21 protein-coding genes are annotated in these 20,994 nt (G+C 72.4%); 13 read left to right on the top strand and 8 right to left on the bottom strand.

Features of this window, described 5'->3' with window-relative positions; translation table 11 throughout:
• Positions 1 to 296: 296 nt before the first annotated feature.
• Positions 297 to 1,064 carry a VOC family protein gene (locus ACFZAM_RS23270; protein ID WP_391048888.1) on the bottom strand — a complete coding sequence of 256 codons (768 nt, stop codon included), beginning with the start codon at positions 1,062 to 1,064 and terminating at the stop codon, positions 297 to 299.
• 227 nt (positions 1,065 to 1,291) lie between these two features.
• Here ACFZAM_RS23270 and ACFZAM_RS23275 point away from each other — a divergent pair, with 227 nt between their 5' ends.
• Entirely contained in the window at positions 1,292 to 2,125 is an 834-nt protein-coding gene (locus tag ACFZAM_RS23275) for a rhodanese-like domain-containing protein (protein ID WP_391048891.1), read from the top strand.
• Between the two features lie 161 nt (positions 2,126 to 2,286).
• On the opposite strand, the gene sepH is transcribed toward ACFZAM_RS23275, so the two are convergent.
• From sepH to ACFZAM_RS23290, 3 genes are all read right to left on the bottom strand, one after another.
• The gene (gene sepH, locus ACFZAM_RS23280) at positions 2,287 to 3,393 is read right to left on the bottom strand and encodes a septation protein SepH (RefSeq protein ID WP_355338482.1); all 1,107 of its coding nucleotides are present in this window, start codon (positions 3,391 to 3,393) and stop codon (positions 2,287 to 2,289) included.
• 374 nt (positions 3,394 to 3,767) lie between these two features.
• Entirely contained in the window at positions 3,768 to 5,108 is a 1,341-nt protein-coding gene (locus ACFZAM_RS23285) for a D-arabinono-1,4-lactone oxidase (protein WP_355338479.1), read from the bottom strand.
• On the bottom strand, positions 5,047 to 6,309 hold the full coding sequence (locus tag ACFZAM_RS23290) for an MFS transporter (protein ID WP_391048896.1): 1,263 nt from the start codon (positions 6,307 to 6,309) through the stop codon (positions 5,047 to 5,049). The genes ACFZAM_RS23285 and ACFZAM_RS23290 overlap by 62 nt, the downstream gene beginning before the upstream one ends.
• A 230-nt stretch (positions 6,310 to 6,539) precedes the next feature.
• On the opposite strand from ACFZAM_RS23290, the gene ACFZAM_RS23295 reads away from it, so the two are divergent.
• Together ACFZAM_RS23295 and ACFZAM_RS23300 are read left to right on the top strand one after the other, a co-directional pair.
• Positions 6,540 to 7,673: a ferrochelatase gene (locus ACFZAM_RS23295; RefSeq protein WP_391048899.1), complete on the top strand. Its 1,134-nt coding sequence runs from the start codon at positions 6,540 to 6,542 to the stop codon at positions 7,671 to 7,673.
• 96 nt (positions 7,674 to 7,769) lie between these two features.
• Positions 7,770 to 8,588: an inositol monophosphatase family protein gene (locus tag ACFZAM_RS23300; protein ID WP_355338470.1), complete on the top strand. Its 819-nt coding sequence runs from the start codon at positions 7,770 to 7,772 to the stop codon at positions 8,586 to 8,588.
• 198 nt (positions 8,589 to 8,786) lie between these two features.
• Here ACFZAM_RS23300 and ACFZAM_RS23305 read toward each other — a convergent pair whose 3' ends face one another.
• Positions 8,787 to 8,960, bottom strand: a complete 174-nt coding sequence (locus ACFZAM_RS23305; protein WP_188282026.1) for a hypothetical protein — start codon at positions 8,958 to 8,960, stop codon at positions 8,787 to 8,789.
• A gap of 289 nt (positions 8,961 to 9,249) precedes the next feature.
• On the opposite strand from ACFZAM_RS23305, the gene ACFZAM_RS23310 reads away from it, so the two are divergent.
• The 4 genes from ACFZAM_RS23310 to ACFZAM_RS23325 all read left to right on the top strand — a co-directional run bounded on the left by ACFZAM_RS23310 (position 9,250) and on the right by ACFZAM_RS23325 (position 12,772).
• Positions 9,250 to 9,903 carry a response regulator transcription factor gene (locus ACFZAM_RS23310; RefSeq protein ID WP_188282025.1) on the top strand — a complete coding sequence of 218 codons (654 nt, stop codon included), beginning with the start codon at positions 9,250 to 9,252 and terminating at the stop codon, positions 9,901 to 9,903.
• A 5-nt stretch (positions 9,904 to 9,908) separates the two neighbouring features.
• Entirely contained in the window at positions 9,909 to 11,177 is a 1,269-nt protein-coding gene (locus ACFZAM_RS23315; RefSeq protein ID WP_391048904.1) for an ATP-binding protein, read from the top strand.
• A gap of 419 nt (positions 11,178 to 11,596) precedes the next feature.
• On the top strand, positions 11,597 to 11,896 hold the full coding sequence (locus tag ACFZAM_RS23320) for a DUF4193 domain-containing protein (protein ID WP_103884889.1): 300 nt from the start codon (positions 11,597 to 11,599) through the stop codon (positions 11,894 to 11,896).
• A gap of 111 nt (positions 11,897 to 12,007) precedes the next feature.
• A complete protein-coding gene (locus ACFZAM_RS23325; RefSeq protein WP_355338463.1) occupies positions 12,008 to 12,772 on the top strand; it encodes a hypothetical protein in 765 nt (254 codons plus the stop codon).
• A 54-nt stretch (positions 12,773 to 12,826) separates the two neighbouring features.
• On the opposite strand, the gene ACFZAM_RS23330 is transcribed toward ACFZAM_RS23325, so the two are convergent.
• Together ACFZAM_RS23330 and ACFZAM_RS23335 are read right to left on the bottom strand one after the other, a co-directional pair.
• Entirely contained in the window at positions 12,827 to 13,276 is a 450-nt protein-coding gene (locus tag ACFZAM_RS23330) for a DUF3093 domain-containing protein (protein ID WP_355338460.1), read from the bottom strand.
• Between the two features lie 27 nt (positions 13,277 to 13,303).
• The gene (locus tag ACFZAM_RS23335) at positions 13,304 to 14,197 is read right to left on the bottom strand and encodes an SDR family oxidoreductase (RefSeq protein ID WP_355338457.1); all 894 of its coding nucleotides are present in this window, start codon (positions 14,195 to 14,197) and stop codon (positions 13,304 to 13,306) included.
• Between the two features lie 155 nt (positions 14,198 to 14,352).
• On the opposite strand from ACFZAM_RS23335, the gene ACFZAM_RS23340 reads away from it, so the two are divergent.
• The 4 genes from ACFZAM_RS23340 (at position 14,353) to ACFZAM_RS23355 (ending at position 17,240) form a co-directional block, all read left to right on the top strand.
• Entirely contained in the window at positions 14,353 to 14,958 is a 606-nt protein-coding gene (locus ACFZAM_RS23340) for a PaaI family thioesterase (RefSeq protein WP_355338454.1), read from the top strand.
• A gap of 37 nt (positions 14,959 to 14,995) precedes the next feature.
• Positions 14,996 to 15,526, top strand: a complete 531-nt coding sequence (dut, locus tag ACFZAM_RS23345) for a dUTP diphosphatase (protein WP_188282019.1) — start codon at positions 14,996 to 14,998, stop codon at positions 15,524 to 15,526.
• A gap of 2 nt (positions 15,527 to 15,528) precedes the next feature.
• A complete protein-coding gene (locus tag ACFZAM_RS23350) occupies positions 15,529 to 16,302 on the top strand; it encodes a DUF3710 domain-containing protein (RefSeq protein WP_355338451.1) in 774 nt (257 codons plus the stop codon).
• Positions 16,303 to 16,502: 200 nt separating this feature from the next.
• Positions 16,503 to 17,240: an ABC transporter ATP-binding protein gene (locus ACFZAM_RS23355; RefSeq protein WP_355338448.1), complete on the top strand. Its 738-nt coding sequence runs from the start codon at positions 16,503 to 16,505 to the stop codon at positions 17,238 to 17,240.
• Between the two features lie 78 nt (positions 17,241 to 17,318).
• On the opposite strand, the gene ACFZAM_RS23360 is transcribed toward ACFZAM_RS23355, so the two are convergent.
• The gene (locus tag ACFZAM_RS23360) at positions 17,319 to 18,500 is read right to left on the bottom strand and encodes an ROK family protein (RefSeq protein WP_355338445.1); all 1,182 of its coding nucleotides are present in this window, start codon (positions 18,498 to 18,500) and stop codon (positions 17,319 to 17,321) included.
• Between the two features lie 239 nt (positions 18,501 to 18,739).
• On the opposite strand from ACFZAM_RS23360, the gene ACFZAM_RS23365 reads away from it, so the two are divergent.
• Entirely contained in the window at positions 18,740 to 19,894 is a 1,155-nt protein-coding gene (locus ACFZAM_RS23365) for a Gfo/Idh/MocA family oxidoreductase (RefSeq protein WP_355338795.1), read from the top strand.
• A 24-nt stretch (positions 19,895 to 19,918) separates the two neighbouring features.
• Positions 19,919 to 20,926, top strand: a complete 1,008-nt coding sequence (locus tag ACFZAM_RS23370; protein ID WP_391048914.1) for a TIM barrel protein — start codon at positions 19,919 to 19,921, stop codon at positions 20,924 to 20,926.
• The last annotated feature ends 68 nt before the right edge of the window (positions 20,927 to 20,994 follow it).

Raw genomic sequence — 20,994 nt, forward strand, 5'->3', positions numbered from 1 at the left:
CCTAGCTTGCGCGGTTGATGATCGTTCGGGCAGTCTCTCCCGCTGTACCTCAGCACCCTCATTTCTTCAACAGAACGAGGAACAAAGAGACATGAAGCAGTCACTTGCCGCCAAGGTCGTCGGCGTTGTGTGCGGTGTGGTCGCCTTCGCGGCCTTCGCCTCCATTTGCATCCCGTCCGTCATAGGCGGTTCGTCGGCCATGTTCTGACGGTCGACGCGCCCTCACGGCGCACACAGCGCGGCCCGCCCCAGCAGGTGCAGGGGCGGGCCGCGGCGCGTTGCGAGGGGGACGGGGGCTACGGCGGGCTCTGGAGGGTGAAGGGGGCGCCTTCGGGGTCGGTGAGGGTGGCGGTGCGGCCGTGGGGGGACGGGTGGGCGGGGTGGATGACGTGGCCGCCGAGGGCCGTGACGCGGGCGGCGGCGTCATCGACGTCCGCCACGGCGAAGTGGGTCGTCCAGTGGGCCCCTCGGTCGCGCGGGACGCGGGAGCCGACACCGTGGATCGCGGCGACGGGGTGGCCGCCGACGCGGAGCAGGACGTCGTCGGAGTCGGAAGCGGCGTCTTCGGCCTCGAGACCGAAGACGGCCTCGTAGAACTTGCCCACGAGCGACGCGTCCCGCGTCACCAACTCGCTCCAGGCGAGGGTGCCGGGCTCGCCGGTGGCCTCGGCGCCGCCGAGGAGTCCGCCCTGCCAGACGCCGAAGACGGCGCCCGAGGGGTCGACGGCGAGGGCGAGCCGTCCTTCGTCGTTGACCTGGAGGGGGCCGATGCCGACGGTGCCCCCGCATTCGCGGACCAGTTCCGCGGTCTCGTCGACGTCGTCGGAGGCGAGCATCGTGGTCCAGGCGACCGGCCGGTGCGGCTCGGGCGACCCCTCGCCGATACCCGCGATGCGGCGGCCGTCCAGCTCGGCGAGGGCGTACGTGCCCAGTTGGGGCGGTCCCGGTACGAACTCCCAGCCGAACAGCGCGCCGTAGAAACTGCGCGCAAGGTCGGCCCGGTGCGCCATGAGGCTGACCCAGCAAGGGGTGCCAGGTGGGCGACGGTTCGGTACCTCGGTCATGGCTACGGTCTCCTGGCGGGCAGCCGGCACGGCGTGCCCCGCCGGTCGGGAATGGTGTGGCACAGCCGATCGTCGCACCACCCGGAGCGGCGCGCGCCGTGACCGCGCCGCATTCATCACCCTGGTGCCGCGCGGCAACCGAAATGTCATGTCGCTTCCGTTTCGCGGCCGTTGCCGTACGGTGTCCCGCCGTACGGCGGCTACGACCGGTCGACCACAATGTGCGTATGGAACCCCTCATCTCCGTGACCGAACTCGCTTCCGCCGCAGAGCGGGACGGCGTCACCGTGCTCGATGTGCGCTGGCAGCTCGGCGGCCCTCCCGGCCACCCCGCCTACCTCGAAGGCCACGTACCCGGCGCGCGGTACGTCGACCTGGACGCCGAACTGGCCGGGCCCGCCGGGGCCCGCGGACGGCACCCGCTGCCCGACCCCGAGGAGTTCGGCGCCGCCATGCGCCGGGCCGGGGTGAGCGGCGACCGGGACGTCGTCGTGTACGACAACTGGCAGGGCTGGGGCGCGGCCCGCGCCTGGTGGCTGCTGCGCTGGGCCGGGCACACCCGCGTGCGCGTCCTCGACGGCGGCCTCGCGGCCTGGACCGCGGCCGGACACCCGTTGAGCCGGGACGAACCCGCGGGGGACGCGGGGGACTTCGTGCCCGCGACCGGCGCCCTGCCGCTGCTCGACGCGGCCGCGGCGGCCGACCTCGCCCGCCGCGGGGTGCTCCTCGACGCCCGCGCACCCGAGCGCTACCGCGGCGACTCGGAGCCGATCGACCGCGTCGGCGGGCACATCCCCGGCGCCGTCAACGCACCCACCACGCAGAACACCGGCGCCGACGGCCGGTTCCTGCCCGCCGCCGAACTCACCGACCGCTTCACCGGGTTGGGCGCAGGGCCGGACGCCGAAGTGGGCGTCTACTGCGGCTCGGGGGTCTCCGGCGCCCACGAGGTCCTCGCCCTCGCCGCGGCCGGGATCACGGCCGCGCTCTACGTCGGCTCCTGGAGCGAATGGTCCGCCGACCCGGCCAACCCGGTCGCCACCGGCCCCCAGCCGGGCTGACCCCAGCGACACTCCCTACCAGGCCCGGGCAGGGCCCCGTACCGGCCGCACGCGACCCGGTAACACGCGAGCCGCCGCACAACGCGTCAGGGGCAGCCACCAAGGTGGCTGCCCCTGACGGCCGTCGGCTCCCGGTCTGTCCAAGCCGCGCGCCACCCGCGCTACTCCTGCTTCTTGCGCCTGCTCCCGAACACGATCTCGTCCCAACTCGGCACCGTGGCCCGGCGTCCGGGGCGGACCCCGTCGGCCTCGGCCTGGCGGTCGGTGGTGCCGACCAGACGGTCGCGGTGACCGGCGACGGCGCGCGGCATCAGGACGTCGGCGTAGGCGGACCCGGCGCTGGCGGCCGGAGCCGCCTCTTCCTCGGTCTCCTCCTCCGGCTCCACGGCGGGCACGACGTCCGGAGGACCCGGCGGGCCCGGCGGAGGCGCGGGCACGACCATGTCGCCGCGGAAGTTGGGCACCGCTTCGAGCAGGCTGGTCAGCGAGTCGCGCTCCTCCGGCTCCGGCCGGTCCTCGGCACGGGCCTCGCGGTCGGCGCGGTCCGGCCGGTCGGGCCGTTCCAACTGCCGGTCGAGGGCCCGGTCGAGAGGCCGGTCGCGCGGCAGGCGGGCGATCCTGGGCACGAAGGGGAAGCTCGGTTCCTTCGTGCTCTCCTGCTGCGCGGCGTTCTCACCGATCAGCGCCCTGGCCTCGTCGTCGACGGCCGCGACCAGGCGGCGCGGCGGGTCGTAGGTCCAGCTCGCGGAGTGCGGTTCACCGGCCACCCGGTAGACCAGGAGGACTTCCCACGTGCCGTCGTCGCGGCGCCAGGAGTCCCACAGGACGGTGTCCTTCTCCGCGCCGCGCAGCAACAGCCGCTCGGCGACGGCCTCGCCGAGCTGGGGCCCGGTGCTCTCGCCCTGGCGGCGTACGGGCGTCTTCCTGGCCCGCTCGGCCATGAAGGCGCGCTCGGCCAGGACGGGACCCTCGAAGCGCCGTACGCGCTCGACCGGGATGCCGGCCATCGACGCGACCTCTTCCGCCGACGCACCCGCACGTATACGTGCCTGGATGTCGCGGGGCCGCAGATGGCTCTCGACCTCGATCTCGATCTGTCCGAGACGGGCCCGGTCGTTGCGGACGGCGGCGCGCAGCCGTTCGTCGATGGGGAGTGTGTATTCCGTGCTGTCGGCAGCCTTGAGCACCAGTCGTGTGCCGTCATTGCTGACGGCCACAACCCGCAGTTCGGGCACGGTTACCTCCCGGGTGGTGCCTGCCGACGTCACGTGCGTCGCTGCTCCCGTTGGACGAGTGTGGCCTGCCCGGGTGCAGCGTGCCACAACCTTGCAGAGTTACCCGGCGTGTCGGGGTGACACGGTGACACGCCGTTATGGGACGGTGGTCGATTGGCCACTCAGCGTGACCGATCGCGGCACCCCGGGACGAGTGCCGTCGGGCTCCCCTCCCGCCGTTCCGGACCAGCTACCGACCACCCGGACGGGCAACCGGGAGCCAGGATTCGCCACGGTACTCCATTTGGGCCAGCGGGGTGGGCTGCCGCGCCGTCGAATCTGGGCCAGGAGCGCGGGAGTTGAGTGGCACGGCTCACACGAAAGGGTTGCGCGCCGAGTGCAAATGCGGACTTTCCCGTATGAAGCGACTACGAGCCCAGCACCCGCCGGAGGTAGTCGTTCGTGAACCGCCGGTCCGGGTCCAACCGGTCCCGCAGCGCCGTGAATTCGCCGAAGCGCGGATAGGCCGAGGCGAGGTATTCCGCGTCGCGGGTGTGCATCTTGCCCCAGTGCGGGCGCCCGCCGCGCGCGGTCATGATCCTCTCGACCGCGGTGAAGTACTCCTGGTAGCGGCTGCCCCGGTACATGTGCACCGCGATGTACGCGCTGTCCCGGCCGGACGCCGTCGACAGCGCGATGTCGTCGGCGGGCGCGACCCGTACCTCCACCGGGAAACTGATCCGCAAGTCGGACCGCTCGACCATCGCCTTCAGCTCGCGGATCGCGTCGACCGCCGCCTCGCGCGGCACCGCGTACTCCATCTCCACGAAGCGCACGCGGCGCGGGCTGGTGAAGACCTTGTACGGGATGTCGGTGTACGAACGGGCCGACAGGGCGCGGCTGGAGAGCTTGGCGATGCCGGGGATGACGGCGGGCGCGGCCCTGCCGACCACGCAGGCGGCCTGGAAGACGCCGTTGGACAGCAGCTCGTCGTCGATCCAGCCGCGTACGGCGGGGACGGGCGCGGCCGGGCCCTGGCTGCGGTTGTTCCGCTTGGTGTTGCAACTGTCGGTGTGCGGGAACCAGTAGAACTCGAAGTGCTCGTTCTCCGTGGCGTGCTGCTCGAACTCCGCCATCACCCGGTCGAACGCCATCGGCTCCTCGCGCGCGGTCAGCAGGAAGACCGGCTCGACGGCGAAGGTGACGGCGCTGACCACGCCGAGCGCGCCGAGCCCGATCCGGGCGGCGGCGAAGACGTCGGGGTTCTCCTCGGCCGAGCAGGTCAGCACCGAGCCGTCGGCGGTGACCAGTTCGAGCGCGGTGATCTGGGCGGCGATCGAACCGGAGTCACGGCCGGTGCCGTGCGTGCCGGTGCTGGTGGCGCCCGCCACCGTCTGCTCCATGATGTCGCCCATGTTCGTGAGCGACAGGCCCTCGGCGGCCAGCGCCGCGTTCAACTGCTTGAGCTGGACGCCCGACTCGACGGTGACGGTGCCCGCCGCGCGGTCGATGGCGCGGATCGCGGTCAGCCCCTCGGGGCGGATCAGCACCCCGTCGGTGGCCGCCGCGGCGGTGAAGGAGTGCCCGGAGCCGACCGCCTTCACCGGCAGGCCGTCCTCGGCGGCCCGCCGCAGCACGGCCGCCAGTTCGCCCACGGAGGCGGGCGCCACGGCCCGCGCCGGCCGGGCGGAGACGTTCCCCGCCCAGTTACGCCACGCCTTCTGTTCGGCCCTGCTTGTCGTGCGTGCCGTACTGCCCGTCGTGCTCATCGCGCGGCCCCTCCCGCTCCGGCGCCGGCTTGAGCCGGCGATACCCGAGAAACGCCACCGCCACGGCGAGGACCGCCGAGGCGGCGGGCACCGCGAAAGCCGCCGACGCCCCGTGCGAGTCGATCACCCGACCCGCCACCGAGGCCCCTGCGGCGACCCCGACCGCCATCCCCGTGGAGGTCCACGTGATGCCCTCGGTCAGTTTCGTCCGCGGTACCAACCCTTCGATCAGGCCCATCGCGGTCACCATCGTCGGAGCGATGGTCAGGCCCGAGAAGAACAGCGCCACGGCCAGAAACGGCAAGTTTCCGACCAGTAGTGGCGGGATCATACTCACAGTCATCAACGCGATGCCCAGCAGGAACCTCCCGGTGGGCGTCCCGCGCGGGGTCATCAGCCCGAAGACCAGCCCGGCCAGACACGATCCCAGGGCGTACGTCGCCAGCACCAGACTGGCCAGCGCCTTGTGCCCGCGCTCGTCCGCGAAGGCCACGGTGGCCACGTCGACCGCGCCGAACAGCGCCCCGGTGCCGACGAAGACGCCGGTGACCACCAGCAGCCCCGGCTCGCGCAGCACCGACCGGTCCGAGAGGCGGTCGCGCGGATGCGGCGGCGGCTCGGTGGCGTGCTGCGCGGTCAGCAGCAGTACGCCGGTGCCCAGGAAGACCGCGGCCAGCAGCGGGCCCGCCTCCGCGAACCAGGCCGTGCACAGCCCGATCGACAGGATCGGCCCGAGGATGAAGACGATCTCGTCCACCACCGACTCGAAGGAGTAGGCGGTGTGCAGGAGTTCGGGAGAGCCGCGGTGGATCCGCGACCAGCGGGCGCGCACCATGGCGCCCATGCTCGGCGTGCAGCCCGCGCCGACCGCGCACACGAAGTACACCCAGTCCGGCGAACCGGCCCGCACCGCGATCAGCAGGGCCGCCACCGACAGCACCGTCACGGCGCTCGCGGGACGCAGCACCCGCCGCTGTCCGTACCGGTCGACCAGCCGGGAGATCTGCGGTCCGATCGCCGCCCCCGACAGGGCCAGCGCGGCGGCGAGCGCGCCCGCGAGCCCGTACCTCCCGGTGACCTGGGAGATCATCGTCACGATGCCGATGCCCAGCATGGACAGTGGCATCCGCCCGATCAGCCCGGCGGCGGAGAACGCCTTGGTGCCGGGAGCGGTGAAGATCGCGCGATAGGGGCTGGACAAGGGCGCTCCCGGCGGCGTCGCCGAATTCTCGGTAAGGAACGTAGCTGGCGCGTACAGCTTACGAGTCCGCGCAACCGAATTGTGCCGCGCGGCGCCCCGGATTCCACCGCGCGGATTCCACCGCGCGGAGGGCGCCCGCGGCGGCCACCGCGAGCCACCGCGTGACCGGGCGCACCCGCCCGGGGAGGCGGAGCGCGGCGAGATCGTCGCGGGGTGGCAGGATCGATGACATGTCCGATCAGCCGCCTCAGCGCGACCCCCACGACGCCGGGCCGTACGACGCCCTGCTGCTGCTCTCCTTCGGCGGCCCCGAGGGACCCGACGACGTCGTGCCCTTCCTGGAGAACGTCACCCACGGCCGGGGCATCCCCAAAGAGCGGCTGAAGGAGGTCGGGCGGCACTACTTCCTCTTCGACGGCGTCAGCCCGATCAACGCGCAGAACCGCGAACTGCTCGACGTGCTCCGCAAGGACTTCGCCGGGCACGGCCTCGACCTGCCGGTCTACTGGGGCAACCGCAACTGGGCGCCGTATCTGACCGACGCCCTGCGGGAGATCGCGCGGGCGGGCCACCGCCGGGTCCTGGTGCTGGCCACCAGCGCCTACGCCTCGTACTCCGGCTGCCGGCAGTACCGCGAGAATCTGGCCGCCTCGCTGGCCGTGCTGGCCCAAGAGGGCCACCCGGTGCCGCGGGTGGACAAGCTGCGGCACTACTTCAACCATCCCGGCTTCGTCGAGCCGATGACCGACGCGACGCTGGCCGCGCTGGACGCGCTGCCCGCGGACGTACGCGACGGCGCCCGGCTGGCCTTCACCACGCACTCGATCCCCACCTCGGCCGCCGACACCTCGGGACCCGTCGAGGGCCACGGCGACGGCGGCGCGTACGTCGCGCAGCACCTGGACACCGCCCGGGTGATCGCCGACGCGGTACGCGCCGCGACCGGCGTCGACCGGCCGTGGCAGCTCGTCTACCAGTCGCGCAGCGGCTCCCCGCAGATCCCGTGGCTGGAGCCGGACATCTGCGACCACCTCGAGCAGGCGCACGCGCAGGGCGCGCCCGCGGTCGTCATGGTGCCGATCGGCTTCGTCTCCGACCACATGGAGGTGAAGTACGACCTGGACACCGAGGCCGTCGCCAAGGCCGCGGAGCTGGGGCTGCCGGTCAGCCGCGCCGCGACCGTCGGCGCCGACCCGCGCTTCGCCGCCGCGGTGCGCGACCTGGTGCTGGAGCGGGCCGCGACCGAGCGGGGAGCGGCCCCGGCGCGCTGCGCGCTGGGCGCGCTCGGTCCCAGCCACGACATCTGTCCCGCGGGCTGCTGCCCGGCCAGGACCCCGCTGCCCGCCGCCGCCGGAACCGACTGACCGGTACCGACCGGAGCCGGGCGGCGGGACACGACCGACAGGTACCGACCCCGCCCGGAGACCGGCTGTGACCGGAACCGACTAAGGAGCCCCCCGTTGAGCCCCACCCCCGACGCGTCGTCGACCGAGCCCGCCGCGCTGCTGGAGATCGCCCTGGAAGCCGCGCGCAGGGCCGGTGAGCTGCTGCGCGACGGCCGCCCCGCCGACCTGGGCGTGGCCGCCACCAAGTCCAGCCCGATCGACGTCGTCACCGAGATGGACATCGCGGCCGAGAAGCTGATCACGTCCTACATCAGCGGTCTGCGCCCCGACGACGGCGTCCTCGGCGAGGAGGGCGCGAGCAGCGAGGGCACCAGCGGGGTGCGCTGGGTGATCGACCCGCTCGACGGCACGGTGAACTACCTCTACGGCCTGCCGTCCTGGGCGGTGAGCATCGCCGCGGAGGTGGACGGCGAGGCGGTGGCCGGTGTGGTGGCCGCCCCGATGCGCGGCGAGACGTACCAGGCGGTACGCGGCGGCGGCGCGTTCGTCAACGGCGAGCGGGCCCGCTGCCGTCCGGCCCCGGCCTTCTCGCACGCGCTGGTCGGCACCGGCTTCGGCTACCTGTCCGAGCGCCGGGCGGCGCAGGCGACGGTGGTGAGCGCCCTGCTGCCGCGGGTCCGGGACATCCGGCGCGGCGGCTCGGCCGCCATCGACCTCGCGGACGTGGGCTGCGGGCGGCTGGACGCGTACTTCGAGCGCGGCCTGAACCCCTGGGACTTCGCGGCCGGGGCGCTCTTCGCCCGCGAGGCGGGCGCGCTGACCGGTGGACGGCCGGGAGAGGCCGCCTCGGGCGAGCTGACGGTCGCGGCCCCCGGCGGCCTCTTCGAACCGCTCCAGGAGCTGCTGGACGGCTTGGGCGCCTGGCACGACTAGAGCGTCGGCACGGCGGCGGGGGCGGCGGGCCGGACCGTGGCGTTCGCCGCGTTCGTAGGACCCCGCGGGGCTCGCAGCGCTCCCAGCGCGTGTCACGCCGACCGTCCGATGAGCGGCTGATATTCGCGCGTAGACATGCGAACGCCCCGGCACCTGTGAGGTGTCCGGGGCGTGCGGCTCGGGGTCAGCCGGTGTGGATCAGGCGACCTTCGGCCGTACGTCCACGCCGTTCTCCGACGCGAGTCGGCGGAGGTCTTCCAGTTCCGCCTGCTCGACGTCGGCGAGGAAGTCGTCGCCTGTCTCCCGGGCCCGGCGCAAATCGGTCTCCGTGCTGTGTATGCGCTGGAGGATTCCGGTGGTGAACGCGTCCATTAGGCGCCCCCTCGTCGTCGTCGTTGACACGGGGTGTGTCAAGCCAGGTACCACGCGAGGGAAACGCGTGGCGAGGCGTGGTGGGTGGGTGTGCAGTCGTCTTGCCCACCCGCTTCGGAGCGGAAACCTCCGTCGGCCGGAGGAATATTCCGTCGTCGGTCCCTTACCGCCGATTTACGGTCCTCAGGTGCAGGATGGTGGAGCATTCGCACAGCTCATGCCGTTCCGGCCGCGGCTCCGCGCCGCCGCAGGACCGCTCATGTCCCCCCGCTCTGGAAGGAACAGCGCCTTGCGCGTACTGGTCGTCGAGGACGAGCAACTGCTCGCCGATGCGGTTGCCACCGGGCTGCGCCGCGAGGCGATGGCCGTCGACGTGGTCTACGACGGCGGCGCCGCCCTGGAGCGGATCGGGGTCAACGACTACGACGTGGTCGTCCTCGACCGCGACCTCCCGGTCGTCCACGGCGACCAGGTGTGCCGCGAGATCGTCGATCTCGGCCTGCCCACCCGGGTGCTGATGCTCACCGCCGCCGGTGACGTCAGCGACCGGGTCGAGGGTCTTGAACTGGGCGCGGACGACTATCTGCCCAAGCCCTTCGCCTTCACCGAGCTGACCGCGCGGGTCCGCGCGCTGGGCCGTCGTACGACCGCGGCACTGCCGCCGGTCCTGGAGCGCTCCGGCATCAAGCTCGACCCCAACCGCCGCGAGGTCTTCAGGGACGGCGCGGAGGTGCATCTGGCGCCCAAGGAGTTCGCGGTCCTCGAAGTGCTGATGCGCAGCGAGGGCTCGGTGGTCTCCGCCGAGCAGTTGCTGGAGAAGGCGTGGGACGAGAACACCGACCCGTTCACCAATGTGGTGCGGGTGACCGTCATGACACTGCGCCGCAAGCTCGGTGAGCCTCCGGTGATCGTGACGGTCCCCGGTTCCGGTTACCGGATCTGATCCGCGTGGCGTCCCCCTCCGCCGGCTCCCCCGCGCCCGCACCGCCCTCGGCCCCGCCGAACCCGCCCAGGCCCCCCTGGGACCCGCTGCCGGGCGAGAGCCCGCTGCCCTGGCTGCGCCCGACCATCCGGATACGGCTGACCGTGCTGTACGGCGGCATGTTCCTGATCGCCGGTGTGCTGCTGCTGTGGATCATCTATCTGCTGGCGGCCCAGGCCCTGCACCAGGGCAGCGAGCCGCTGTTCACCGTCAACAGCGGCCGGGTCAACATCGTCAGCAACACCTGCCCGAGCCTGATCAACGAGACGGATTCGGGGCGCTTCAACTCCGCCCTGGCGCAGTGCATGGCCGTCCAGCGCGAGGCGGCGCTCAATGTGCTGCTCAAGCGCTCGCTGCTGGCGCTGATCGGCCTGGCCGTGGTCGCGCTGGTCTTCGGCTACGTGATGGCCGGGCGGGTGCTCGCGCCGCTCGGGCGGATCACCAGGACCGCGCGGGTCGTGGTCGGCTCCGACCTCAAGCGCCGGATCGAGCTGGACGGCCCGGACGACGAGCTGAAGGAGCTGGCCGACACCTTCGACGAGATGCTCGACCGGCTGGAGAGATCCTTCGACGCCCAGCGCCGCTTCGTGGCCAACGCCTCGCACGAGCTGCGCACACCGCTGGCGATCAACCGGACGCTGCTGGAGGTCCAGCTCTCCGATCCGGACGCCTCGGCCGACCTGTTGCAGCTCGGCAAGACGCTGCTGTCCACCAACGAGCGCAGTGAGCAGCTGGTCGAGGGCCTGCTGCTGCTCGCCCGCAGTGACAACGAGATCGTGGACCGCAAGCCGGTGGACCTGGCGGAGGCCGCCTCCCGGGCGCTCGACCAGACCCGCGCCGAGGCACAGGGCAAGGGCGTGGAGCTGCGCTCCCGGCTCGACGGCGCGGTCGTCCAGGGAAACGGCGTGCTGCTGGAAAGGATCGCCCTGAACCTGGTACAGAACGCGGTGCGGTACAACGTGGCGGAGAACGGCTGGGTCGACGTCTCCACGGCCGTGGAGGGCGGCCAGGGGCTGCTCGTGGTCGCGAACACCGGACCGGTCGTTCCGGCGTACGAGATCGACAACCTTTTCGAGCCGTTCCGGCGTCTGCGTACCGAGCGGACGGGAAGTGACAAGGGGGTGGGACTGGGACTGTCCATCGCGCGGTCGGTGGCACGGGCGCACGGAGGCGTCATCGTGGCCGAGCCGCGCGAGGGAGGCGGCCTGGTCATGCGGGTCGCGATCCCGTTGTGAACCGCGTCACGCCCAGGACGGCCACCGGCGACGACAGCACCGACGAGTGTTCGCTATGCGAGAAATTTCGCGGTCTGTTCCCCGCCGGGAACCGTTGTGATCGACAGCACATGCTATCGGAGGGACACCTACACACAGTGATCAAGACATTGGGGAAAAAGACCGGAAAATCCATGTTTCCCCAGGTCATGATCACGGGAAGTACACGTGATGGCACCCGCGACATACGACTTTCAGACTGTCGCGAGTGACGATCGGCCACCCGTGCGATCACCCCTTCGGGGGCGACCTTGGGTGTCGATTGAGTAACAGGCCTTGATGTGAGGCAAAATCTCCGCCTCGGGTCGGGCACAAGTCCGGCCTCCCGCGCGTTACGTGCGCTGGAGACACCGCAGACACCCACAGGGGGAGAGCGAAAAATGGCTACGGATTACGACACCCCACGCAAGACCGACGATGACGTCAACGAGGACAGCATCGAGGAACTGAAGGCCCGGCGGAACGAGAAGTCCACCTCCGCGGTGGACGTCGACGAGTTCGACCAGGCGGAGTCCCTGGAGCTGCCGGGCGCCGACCTCTCCAATGAGGAACTGTCGGTTCGCGTACTGCCCAGGCAGGCCGACGAGTTCACCTGCATGAGCTGCTTCCTGGTCCACCACAGGAGCCAGCTCGCGGCGGAGAAGAACGGCAACCCGATCTGCCGCGACTGCGCGGCCTGATCCGCGGGCGCGGTGACGGGCTCACGGCGGGACGGCCGGGCGGACGACGCCGGCCGGGCGCAGGACCAGGACCGGGCACAAGGCCCGGTGGAGGGTCCGACGGAAGGCCGGGTGGAAGGCCGAGAAGGCGACGAGCGGGGCCGCAGGGCCTCGCTCGCGGCCACGACCGCGCGCGGGGCGCGCGGAATACGCAGCGGGGCGCGCTACGGCGGCAGGAAGGCGATGGCGGGCATGGGCTCGGTCGCCGAGCGGCTGATCGAGGTCGCCCCGCGCATCCCGGTGCGTGACCTGGCGACGCTGCGGGGGCAGTTTCCCGGTCTCGGCCCCGAGGACATCGCGGACCGGCTGATCGCCACCGCGGTGAAGGGCACCATGACCGTCGGCGCCGGTGTGGGCGCCGCCGCGATGCTGCCCACCCCGCCGGCGATGCCGGCCGAACTGACCGCCGAGACGCTCGGCGTCGCCGCGGTCGAGTTCAAACTCATCGCGGAACTGCACGAGGTCTACGGACTGCGTGTCCCGGGCAACTCCCGGGAGCGCGCGACCGCGTATCTGTGGTCCTGGACCGAACAGCGCGGTATCGATGTGCTGAAACTCTCCACGGTCAACGTGGCCCTGGGCAGCAGCATGAAGAAGGAGATGCGCCAGCGGCTGCTGCGCCGCACGCTGCGCAATATGCCGACGCTGACGCCGTTCATGATCGGCGCGGCCGTCGGCGCGGTGATGAACCGCCGCGACACCCGCAAGCTCGCCCAGCGGATCCGCCACGACCTGCGCGCCGCGCAGCTCCCGTGGCCCGAGCTGCCCGCCGTCGGCGCACCGGCCGACGCGGCCCTGACCGGCACGCTGTGGCAGCCGCCCGCCATCGAGCCCTGACCGGCCGCGGGCGCCCTCGCGGGGGCCGCCCGGCACCGTGCGGCCCGGCCGGTCCTACTGGGGCGCCTTCACGGCTTTCAGCGCCTCCGCGAGCCGCTTCGGCGAACGCGTCGACAGATAGACGTACGGCGTCGGGTCGTCCGGATCGGTCACGTCGACCTTCAGCGCCGTCGGCACGTACGAGCGCAGCAGCATGTACGCCCGCGGGTCGGCCTTGTGGGAGCGCCAGGCCACCGTCTCCGCCGCGTCGAGCACGGTCGCCTCGCCCAGTGCCGCCAGCGGGATCCGGGCCTTGCCCGCCACCAGCGAACCCGCCACCACGCGGATCCGCGCGGACCCGTACGAGCTGACCGCCATCATGGCGACGGCCGCGCCGGCCGCGAGCCCGGCCAGCATCGGCAGCGGGCCGAACGGGAAGAGGATCAGCGCCATCGCCACACCCACCCCGGCGGCCAGGAACCACCAGGAGCGCGGCACGGTGAGACGTTCGTCGTAAGGCTGCATGGCACCAGACTGCCATGCGGTCCTGTGCTATCTGCCGCGAAGGCGCGCCAGCGCACGGGTGACCCTGGGCGGTGCCTGCCGCAGCCCGGTGGCGAGCTGCTTCGCCCAGTCGGAGGCCGCCGTCGGCGCCACCGCGTCCAGCACCGCGGTCGAGCGGGCGCCGCCGCCCACCAGATAGCGCGGCAGCGGGTGCCGGGCGGTCAGCGCCTTGCGCACCGCGAGCGCCACCGGGCGCGGCCCCGGCAGGTCGCGGCTGCCGCGCAGCACGTCCCCGGCCGCCGCGTACTGCTCCTGGTACGCCGACGCCCGCTCGTCGGGCAGCAGCCCGGCGCCGGTCTCCCAGATCCCGGTGCCGTAGGAGCCCGGCTCGATCAGCGAGACCTGCACGCCGAACGGCGCGGTCTCCATCCGCAGCGCGTCCGTCACCGACTCCAGGCCGCGCTTGCTCGCGCAGTACCAGCCGAGCATCGGCAGCGACACCCGCCCGGCGATCGACGACACGTTGACGATCCGGCCCGCCCGCCGGTCCCGCATCGCGGGCAGCACCAGGCGGGCGATCCGCGCGGGCGCCACCAGATTGGTCTCCAGCTGGCGCCGTACCTGCTCGTCGTCCACGTCCTCCACCGCGCCCGGCTGCGCGAACCCCGCGTTGTTGACCACCGCCCACGGCCCGCCGTCGGTCATCGTGGCGATCTCGGTGAACGCCCGGACGCAGGACGTCGCGTCGGCCACGTCGAGCACCGCGGTGCGCACCGCCGCGCCCGTACGGTCGACCGCCGCGCGCAGGGCCCGCGCGTCCCGGTCGTTGCGGACCGTGCCGATCACGTCGAAGCCGCAGTGCGCCAGCTCCAGCGTGATGGCACGGCCGATGCCGCGTCCGGCTCCGGTGACGACGACGGACTGGCCTACTCCTGGGGACATGCGCGCGCTCCGGTGCTACCAGATGACAACGGGGGGACTGCGGGGGCGGTACGAGGGTGGTACAGGGGGCGGTTTCCGCCGGCCGCCGGGCGGCTCCCCCGGGACCAACGGACACCGGCAGGGAAAGGATCCCGCGGAAGGGTAGGGTCTCGGGCGTGAGTGGAGCGAACACACCCAGAAGCGCCGGACGGTCGTCGTTGACGCCGCCGCCCGACGCCACCGCGCCCACGCGGCACCCGGACGCCCCGGCGCCGGGCGAGCTGCTCGGGGCGCACTACGACCAGTGCTTCGGCTGCGGCGAGGGTCTGCCGCACGGGCTGCACCTGGCGGCGCGGGCGGGCGAGGGCGTCAGCGTCACCGCCGAGTTCACCGTCAAGCCCGCCCACCAGGGCGCGCCGGGCCTCGCCCACGGCGGGGTCCTGGCCACCGCGCTGGACGAGACGCTGGGCTCGGTCAACTGGATGCTGCGCGCCATCGCCGTCACCGGACGGCTGGAGTCGGACTTCCTGCTCCCGGTCCCGGTCGGCGCCACGCTGTACCTGTCGGCGCGCTGCACCGCGGTCGCCGGACGCAAGATCTACAGCTCGGCCGAGGGCCGGATCGGCGGCCACGACGGGCCGGTCGCGGTCCGCGCGGAGGCGCTGTTCGTCGAGGTCAAGCTCGACCACTTCACGCAGAACGGCCGCGCGGAGGAGATCCGCGCGGCGATGTCGGACCCCGACCAGGTGAAGGTCGCCCGCGCCTTCGAGGTGAACCCATGAGCCGTGAGCCGCTGCGCCTCGTCAGCGAGGTGAACCCGTGAGCACAGAGCGACAGCCGGTGGACGTACTGCTGCACCGGCTCGACGAGTCCGTGCCCGTACCGTCCTACGGGCATCCCGGTGACGCGGGCGCGGACCTGACGACCACGCTGGCGGCGGACCTCGCGCCCGGTGAGCGCGCGGTCCTGCCCACCGGGGTGTCGATCGCCCTGCCCGACGGGTACGCGGCCTTCGTGCATCCCCGCTCGGGGCTGGCAGCGCGCTGCGGTGTGGCCCTGGTGAATGCCCCGGGAACGGTGGATGCCGGGTACCGTGGAGAGATCAAGGTGATCGTCGTCAACCTCGATCCGCGCGAGACCGTGCGGTTCGAAAAGGGTGACCGGATCGCCCAACTGGTCGTCCAGCAGGTCGAGCGGGTCCGTTTCCATGAGGTGGCGGAGCTGCCCGGCTCTGCCAGGGCCGCGGGGGGCTTCGGCTCCACGGGGGGTCATGCCGCGGTGGAGACGCCGTCGGCCGACACGTCCAGAGTCGGATTCGCATCGGTCGTTGCAGACCGGGAAGGACAGTGACCGTGTTCCGTCGTCGCAAGGAGCGCGAAGACGACCTCGACGAGCTCGACGAGGCCGCAGGCCCTGACGAGCAGGTCGAGGACGCCGAGGAGTCGGACGACTCCGGTGAGTCCCTCCGGTACAACCTTCCGCCCGCCCCGAGGCCCGACGGCCCGTGGGACCTGAGCGAGGTCAGTGAGCCCGGCGAGGGCCGCGTCGACCTCGGCGGACTGTTCGTGCCCGGAGTCGAGGGCATGGAGCTGCGGGTCGAGGTCGCGGGCGAGTCCATCGTCGCCGCGACCGTGGTGCTGCGGGACAGCGCCGTGCAGCTCCAGGCGTTCGCCGCCCCCAAGTCCGAGGGCATCTGGGGCGAGGTCCGCGAGGAGATCGCCGCCGGTATCACCCAGCAGGGCGGCATCGTCGACGAGCTGGAGGGCCCGCTCGGCTGGGAGCTGCGGGCCCAGGTGCCCGTCCAGCTCCCCGACGGCACCAATGGCGTGCAGCTCGTGCGGTTCATCGGCTGCGACGGCCCGCGCTGGTTCCTGCGCGGGGTGATCTCCGGCCAGGGCGCGGTGCAGCCCGCCGCCGCCGGTGTGCTGGAGTCCGTCTTCCGCGACACCGTGGTGCTGCGCGGCGACACCCCGATGGCGCCGCGCGACCCGATCGTGCTGAAGCTGCCGAACGACGCGCAGATGGTGCCGGACGGCGCCGCGCCGACCGAGCAGGGCGAGCCGTCGAAGTTCGGCGACGGCATCGACCCGCTGCGCCGCGGCCCGGAGATCACCGAGCTGCACTGAGGCGTCGCTCCGCGTACGCGCCGTTCGCGGCCTTCGTGGCCCCTCGTGGCCCGGATCCGTTCCCACGGGTCCGGGCCACGGCGTTTGCGCGTACCGTCCACGGCGTTTGCGCGTACCGTACGGATACGCGACGGCCGTACGGTGGCCGGCGCGCCGCGGGCGGGGGCCGGCAGGGGATGCGGCCAGGACGGGGAGGACGCATGAGCGAGGGGTCCACGGGACGTGCGGCGACGGCGGTCGCGGACGGTCCGCCGTCCGGGGACATGGTCGTCGTCGAGGATCTGCGCCGCACCTACGGCAGCGGCGACACCGCCGTGCACGCCCTGCGCGGTGTCTCGTTCTCCGTCCCGCGCGGCGAACTCGTCGCGCTCAAGGGCCGTTCGGGCTCGGGCAAGACCACCATCCTCAACCTCGTGGGCGGTCTCGACAGCCCCGACGGCGGCCGGATCATGCTCGACGGCACCGATCTGGCCTCGCTCGGCGACGACGAACTGCTCGCCCTGCGCCGGGACCGTATCGGCTTCGTCTTCCAGTCCTTCGGGCTGCTCCCCATCCTCAGCGCCGCCGAGAACGTGGGGGTCCCCATGCGGCTGCGCAAGACCCCGCCGCGGGAGCGCGAGGAGCGCGTCGAACTCCTCCTGGCCCTCGTCGGCCTCGCCGACCACGCCGCCCAGCGCCCCGGCGAACTCTCCGGCGGCCAGCAGCAACGCGTGGCCATCGCCCGCGCCCTCGCCAACCGCCCCGTCCTGCTCATCGCGGACGAGCCCACCGGGCAGCTCGACGCCGACACGGGCCTGGCCGTCATGGAGTTGCTGCGCGCGGTCGTCCGCAGCGAGTCCGTCACCGCCCTCGTCGCCACCCACGACACGCAGCTCCTCGCCCTGGCCGACCGCGTCCTGGAACTGCGCGACGGGCAGATCGTCCAGACCACGGACTGAGCGGCCTGACGCGGGTCAGGCCGGTACGGATCAGGCCGCTTTCCGGGTGAGACAGCTCCGGGACAGGCCGCTTTCCGGTCAGGCCGCTCCGGCGAGCAGTGAGGCGGCGTCGGCGAGGACGAGACCGGCCGCCCCGCGGACCTCGGCGCCGTCCCCGAGACCGCCGGTGACGATCTCCAGGCCCTCCGCGGCGGAGGGAAGGGTGTGGCGGCGGACACCGGCCCGCATGGGTTCGAGGATGTCGGCGCCCGCGGCGGCGAGGTCGCCGCCGACCACGATCAGGCGCGGGTTGAGGAGGGTGACGAGCGTGGCGAGCGCGCGGCCCACGGCGTCTCCCGCGTCGCGGACGGCGCGCAGGGCGCCGGTGTTGCGGTCCCGGATGAGGGCGGGGAGGTCGCGGGGTGCGACGGTCTCGCCCCAACTGTCGGACAGCAGGCGGGCGATGGCGACCGGACTGGCGACGGTCTCCAGGCAACCGCGGTTGCCGCAGCGGCAGATGAGGCCGTCGGTGATGAGCGGAAGATGGCCGATCTCCCCGGCGAGGCCCCGTGAGCCGAGCAGGAGGCGGCCGTCGCTGACGATGCCCGCGCCGATACCGGCGGAGAGCCGGACGTAGACCATGTCGCCCGCCTGCCGTCCGGCGCCGTACATGCGCTCGGCGAGGGCGCCGGCGTTGGCGTCGTTGGTGACGCGGACCGGCAGCGAGGTGCGGTGGCGCAGTTCGTCGGTGAGGCGCAGGCCGACCCAGCCGGGCATGATGCCCTCGGCGCCGAGGGCGCCGCTGCCCTTCTCGACCGGTGAGGCGATTCCGGCGCCGATGCCGAGGACGCGCTCGCGGGCGACGCCGGTCTCCTGGAGAGCGCGGCCGACGAGGACGGCGACCAGGTCGAGGGTCTCCTGCGGGGCGCGGTCCACGTCCTTGGCGACCCAGTGCTCCCACAGGACGGCGCCGAACAGGTCGCAGAGGATGACGCGTACGTGCTGGTGGCCGATGTCCGCGCCGATGGCGTAGCCCGAGCTGGGGACCAGCGAGAGGGACTGGGCGGGCCGTCCGGTGCGGCGGGGCTCCGGCTCCTCGGGGCCCTCGTCCTCGGTGACCAGGCCGACGGTGATGAGGTCGGCGATCAGCGAGGAGACGGTGGCCCTGGACAGGCCGGTGACACGGACGAGTTCGGGCCTGCTGCTGCGTGCGGTGGTGTGCAGGGCCTCGAGGACCCGGAGCCTGCCGACCTCGCGGAGATTGACTGGAGTGTCGATCACTGCCCCCCGGATGTGTGACGTCTCGGCAACCGCACGGTGCCCTGTTGCCGTCACCGACGTCAAGAGCCTTGACTTATGCCGAAGTTCAGGCAGAAACTGCCGAACTGTTCTATCCGGTGCCGTGAGTTTCAGTCGATGCCGGATGAATAACGATTCACGGCCCGTACCAGGAGCGGCATTCCGCCAGGAGGACGTACGTGACGACGACACCACCCCCGGTCCCCGCGCTGCGGATCGGCATGGTCGGCCATGCCTTCATGGGCGCGGCGCACTCCCACGCCTGGCGCACCGCGGGCCGCTTCTTCGACCTGCCGGTACGGCTCGAACTCACCGCCGTCTGCGGCCGGTCGGCCCAGCGGGCGGCGTCGGCCGCCGAGCGGTACGGCTGGGGGTCGTACGAGACGGACTGGCGGGCGCTGGTGGCGCGGCCGGACATCGACGTGGTGGACATCTGCACGCCGGGCGACAGCCACGCGCGGATCGCGGAGGCGGCGCTCGCGGCGGGCAAGCACGTGATGTGCGAGAAGCCGCTGGCCAATTCGGTGGCGGAGGCCGAGGCGATGGTCGACGCGGCGCACAAGGCCCGGCAGGCCGGAGTGCGTTCGATGGTGGCCTTCAACTACCGCCGGGTGCCCGCGCTGGTGCTGGCGCGGCGGCTGATCGAGGAGGGCAGGCTGGGCACGATCCACCAGGTGCGGGCGCAGTACCTCCAGGACTGGCTGGTCGACCCGGAGTTCCCGCTGGCCTGGCGGCTGCGCAAGGACCGCGCCGGGTCAGGGGCGTTGGGCGATCTCGGCGCGCACAGCATCGACGCGGCGCAGTATCTGACGGGTCAGCGGATCAGCTCGGTCGGCGCGCTGCTGGAGACCTTCGTGACCGAACGGCCGCTGCCGGAGTCGGCGAGCGGCCTGTCGGGCAAGGGCGGTTCCGAGCGCGGCCGGGTCACGGTGGACGACGCGGCGCTGTTCACCGCGCGGTTCGACGGCGGCGCGATCGGCGTGTTCGAGGCGACCCGTTTCGCCACCGGGCACAAGAACGCCATGCGGATCGAGGTCAGCGGCTCGCGCGGCACGCTCGCCTTCGACGCCGAGTCGATGAACGAGCTGGCCTTCCACGACCGTTCCGAGGATCCGGACACCGCCGGTTTCCGCCGCGTCCTGGTCACCGAGCCCACCCACCCCTACCTTGACGCGTGGTGGCCGCCAGGCCATCTGATCGGCTACGAGCACTCCTTCACGCACCAGGTGCGCGATTTCGCCGAGGCGGTGGCGGGCGGTACGGATCCGCGGCCGTCGTTCGCCGACGGGCTCCAGGTGCAGCGGGTGCTGGCGGCCGTGGAGACCAGTGCGGCGGCCCTCGGCGTGCACATCCCGGTGCCCGCCCCTCAGTCCTGAAGCCCCGATCCCTGGAGGACGCACATGGCCCGACCCGTCACGCTCTTCACCGGCCAGTTCGCCGACCTGCCCTTCACCGAGGTGTGCGCGCTCGCCTCGCGGTGGGGGTACGACGGCCTGGAGATCGCCTGCTGGGGTGACCACTTCGACGTGGAGGCGGCGCTCAGCGACGACGCGTATCTGCCGCGGCTGCGCGACACCCTGGACAAGCACGGACTCAAGAGCTGGACCATCTCCTGCCATCTGACCAGCCAGGCGGTCTGCGACCATCCGATCGACGAGCGGCACCGCGGCATCCTGCCCGCCCGTATCTGGGGCGACGGCTCGCCCGAGGGGGTGCGGGAGCGGGCGGCGGAGGAGATCAAGAACACCGCGCGGGCCGCCGCCGCCTTCGGCGTGGACACCGTGGTCGGCTTCACCGGTTCGTCGATCTGGCACACGGTGGCGATGTTCCCGCCGGTGCCGGAGGAGATGGTCGACCGCGGATTCACCGACTTCGCCGACCGCTGGAATCCGATCCTGGACGTCTTCGACGAGGTCGGGGTCCGGTACGCGCACGAGGTGCACCCGGGCGAGATCGCGTACGACTACTGGACGACCGTGAGGACCCTGGAGGCGATCGGCCACCGCCCGGCCTTCGGGCTCAACTTCGACCCCAGCCACTTCGTGTGGCAGGACCTGGACCCGGTCGGCTTCCTGTACGACTTCCGCGACCGTATCTACCACGTGGACTGCAAGGAGTCGGTCAAGCAGTTCAACGGCCGCAACGGGCGGCTCGGTTCGCATCTGCCGTGGGGCGACCCGCGGCGCGGCTGGGACTTCGTGTCGACCGGGCACGGCGACGTGCCGTGGGAGCCGGTCTTCCGGATGCTCAACAGCATCGGGTACGAGGGGCCGATCTCGGTGGAGTGGGAGGACGCGGGGATGGACCGGATGACGGGCGCGCCCGCCGCGCTCGCGCACGTCCGGGCGCTGGCCGCGATCGAGCCGCCCGCGGCCTCCTTCGACTCGGCGTTCAGCTCGTCCTCATGAACGTCTGGGATCGTCGCTGACGTCCTGCGGCTCCTCCCGGCGGGCCCGGTCCTGACAGGCTGGCCGGC

It is taken from the genome of Streptomyces sp. NPDC008079 (genome assembly GCF_042957385.1).
Lineage (GTDB): Bacteria > Actinomycetota > Actinomycetes > Streptomycetales > Streptomycetaceae > Actinacidiphila.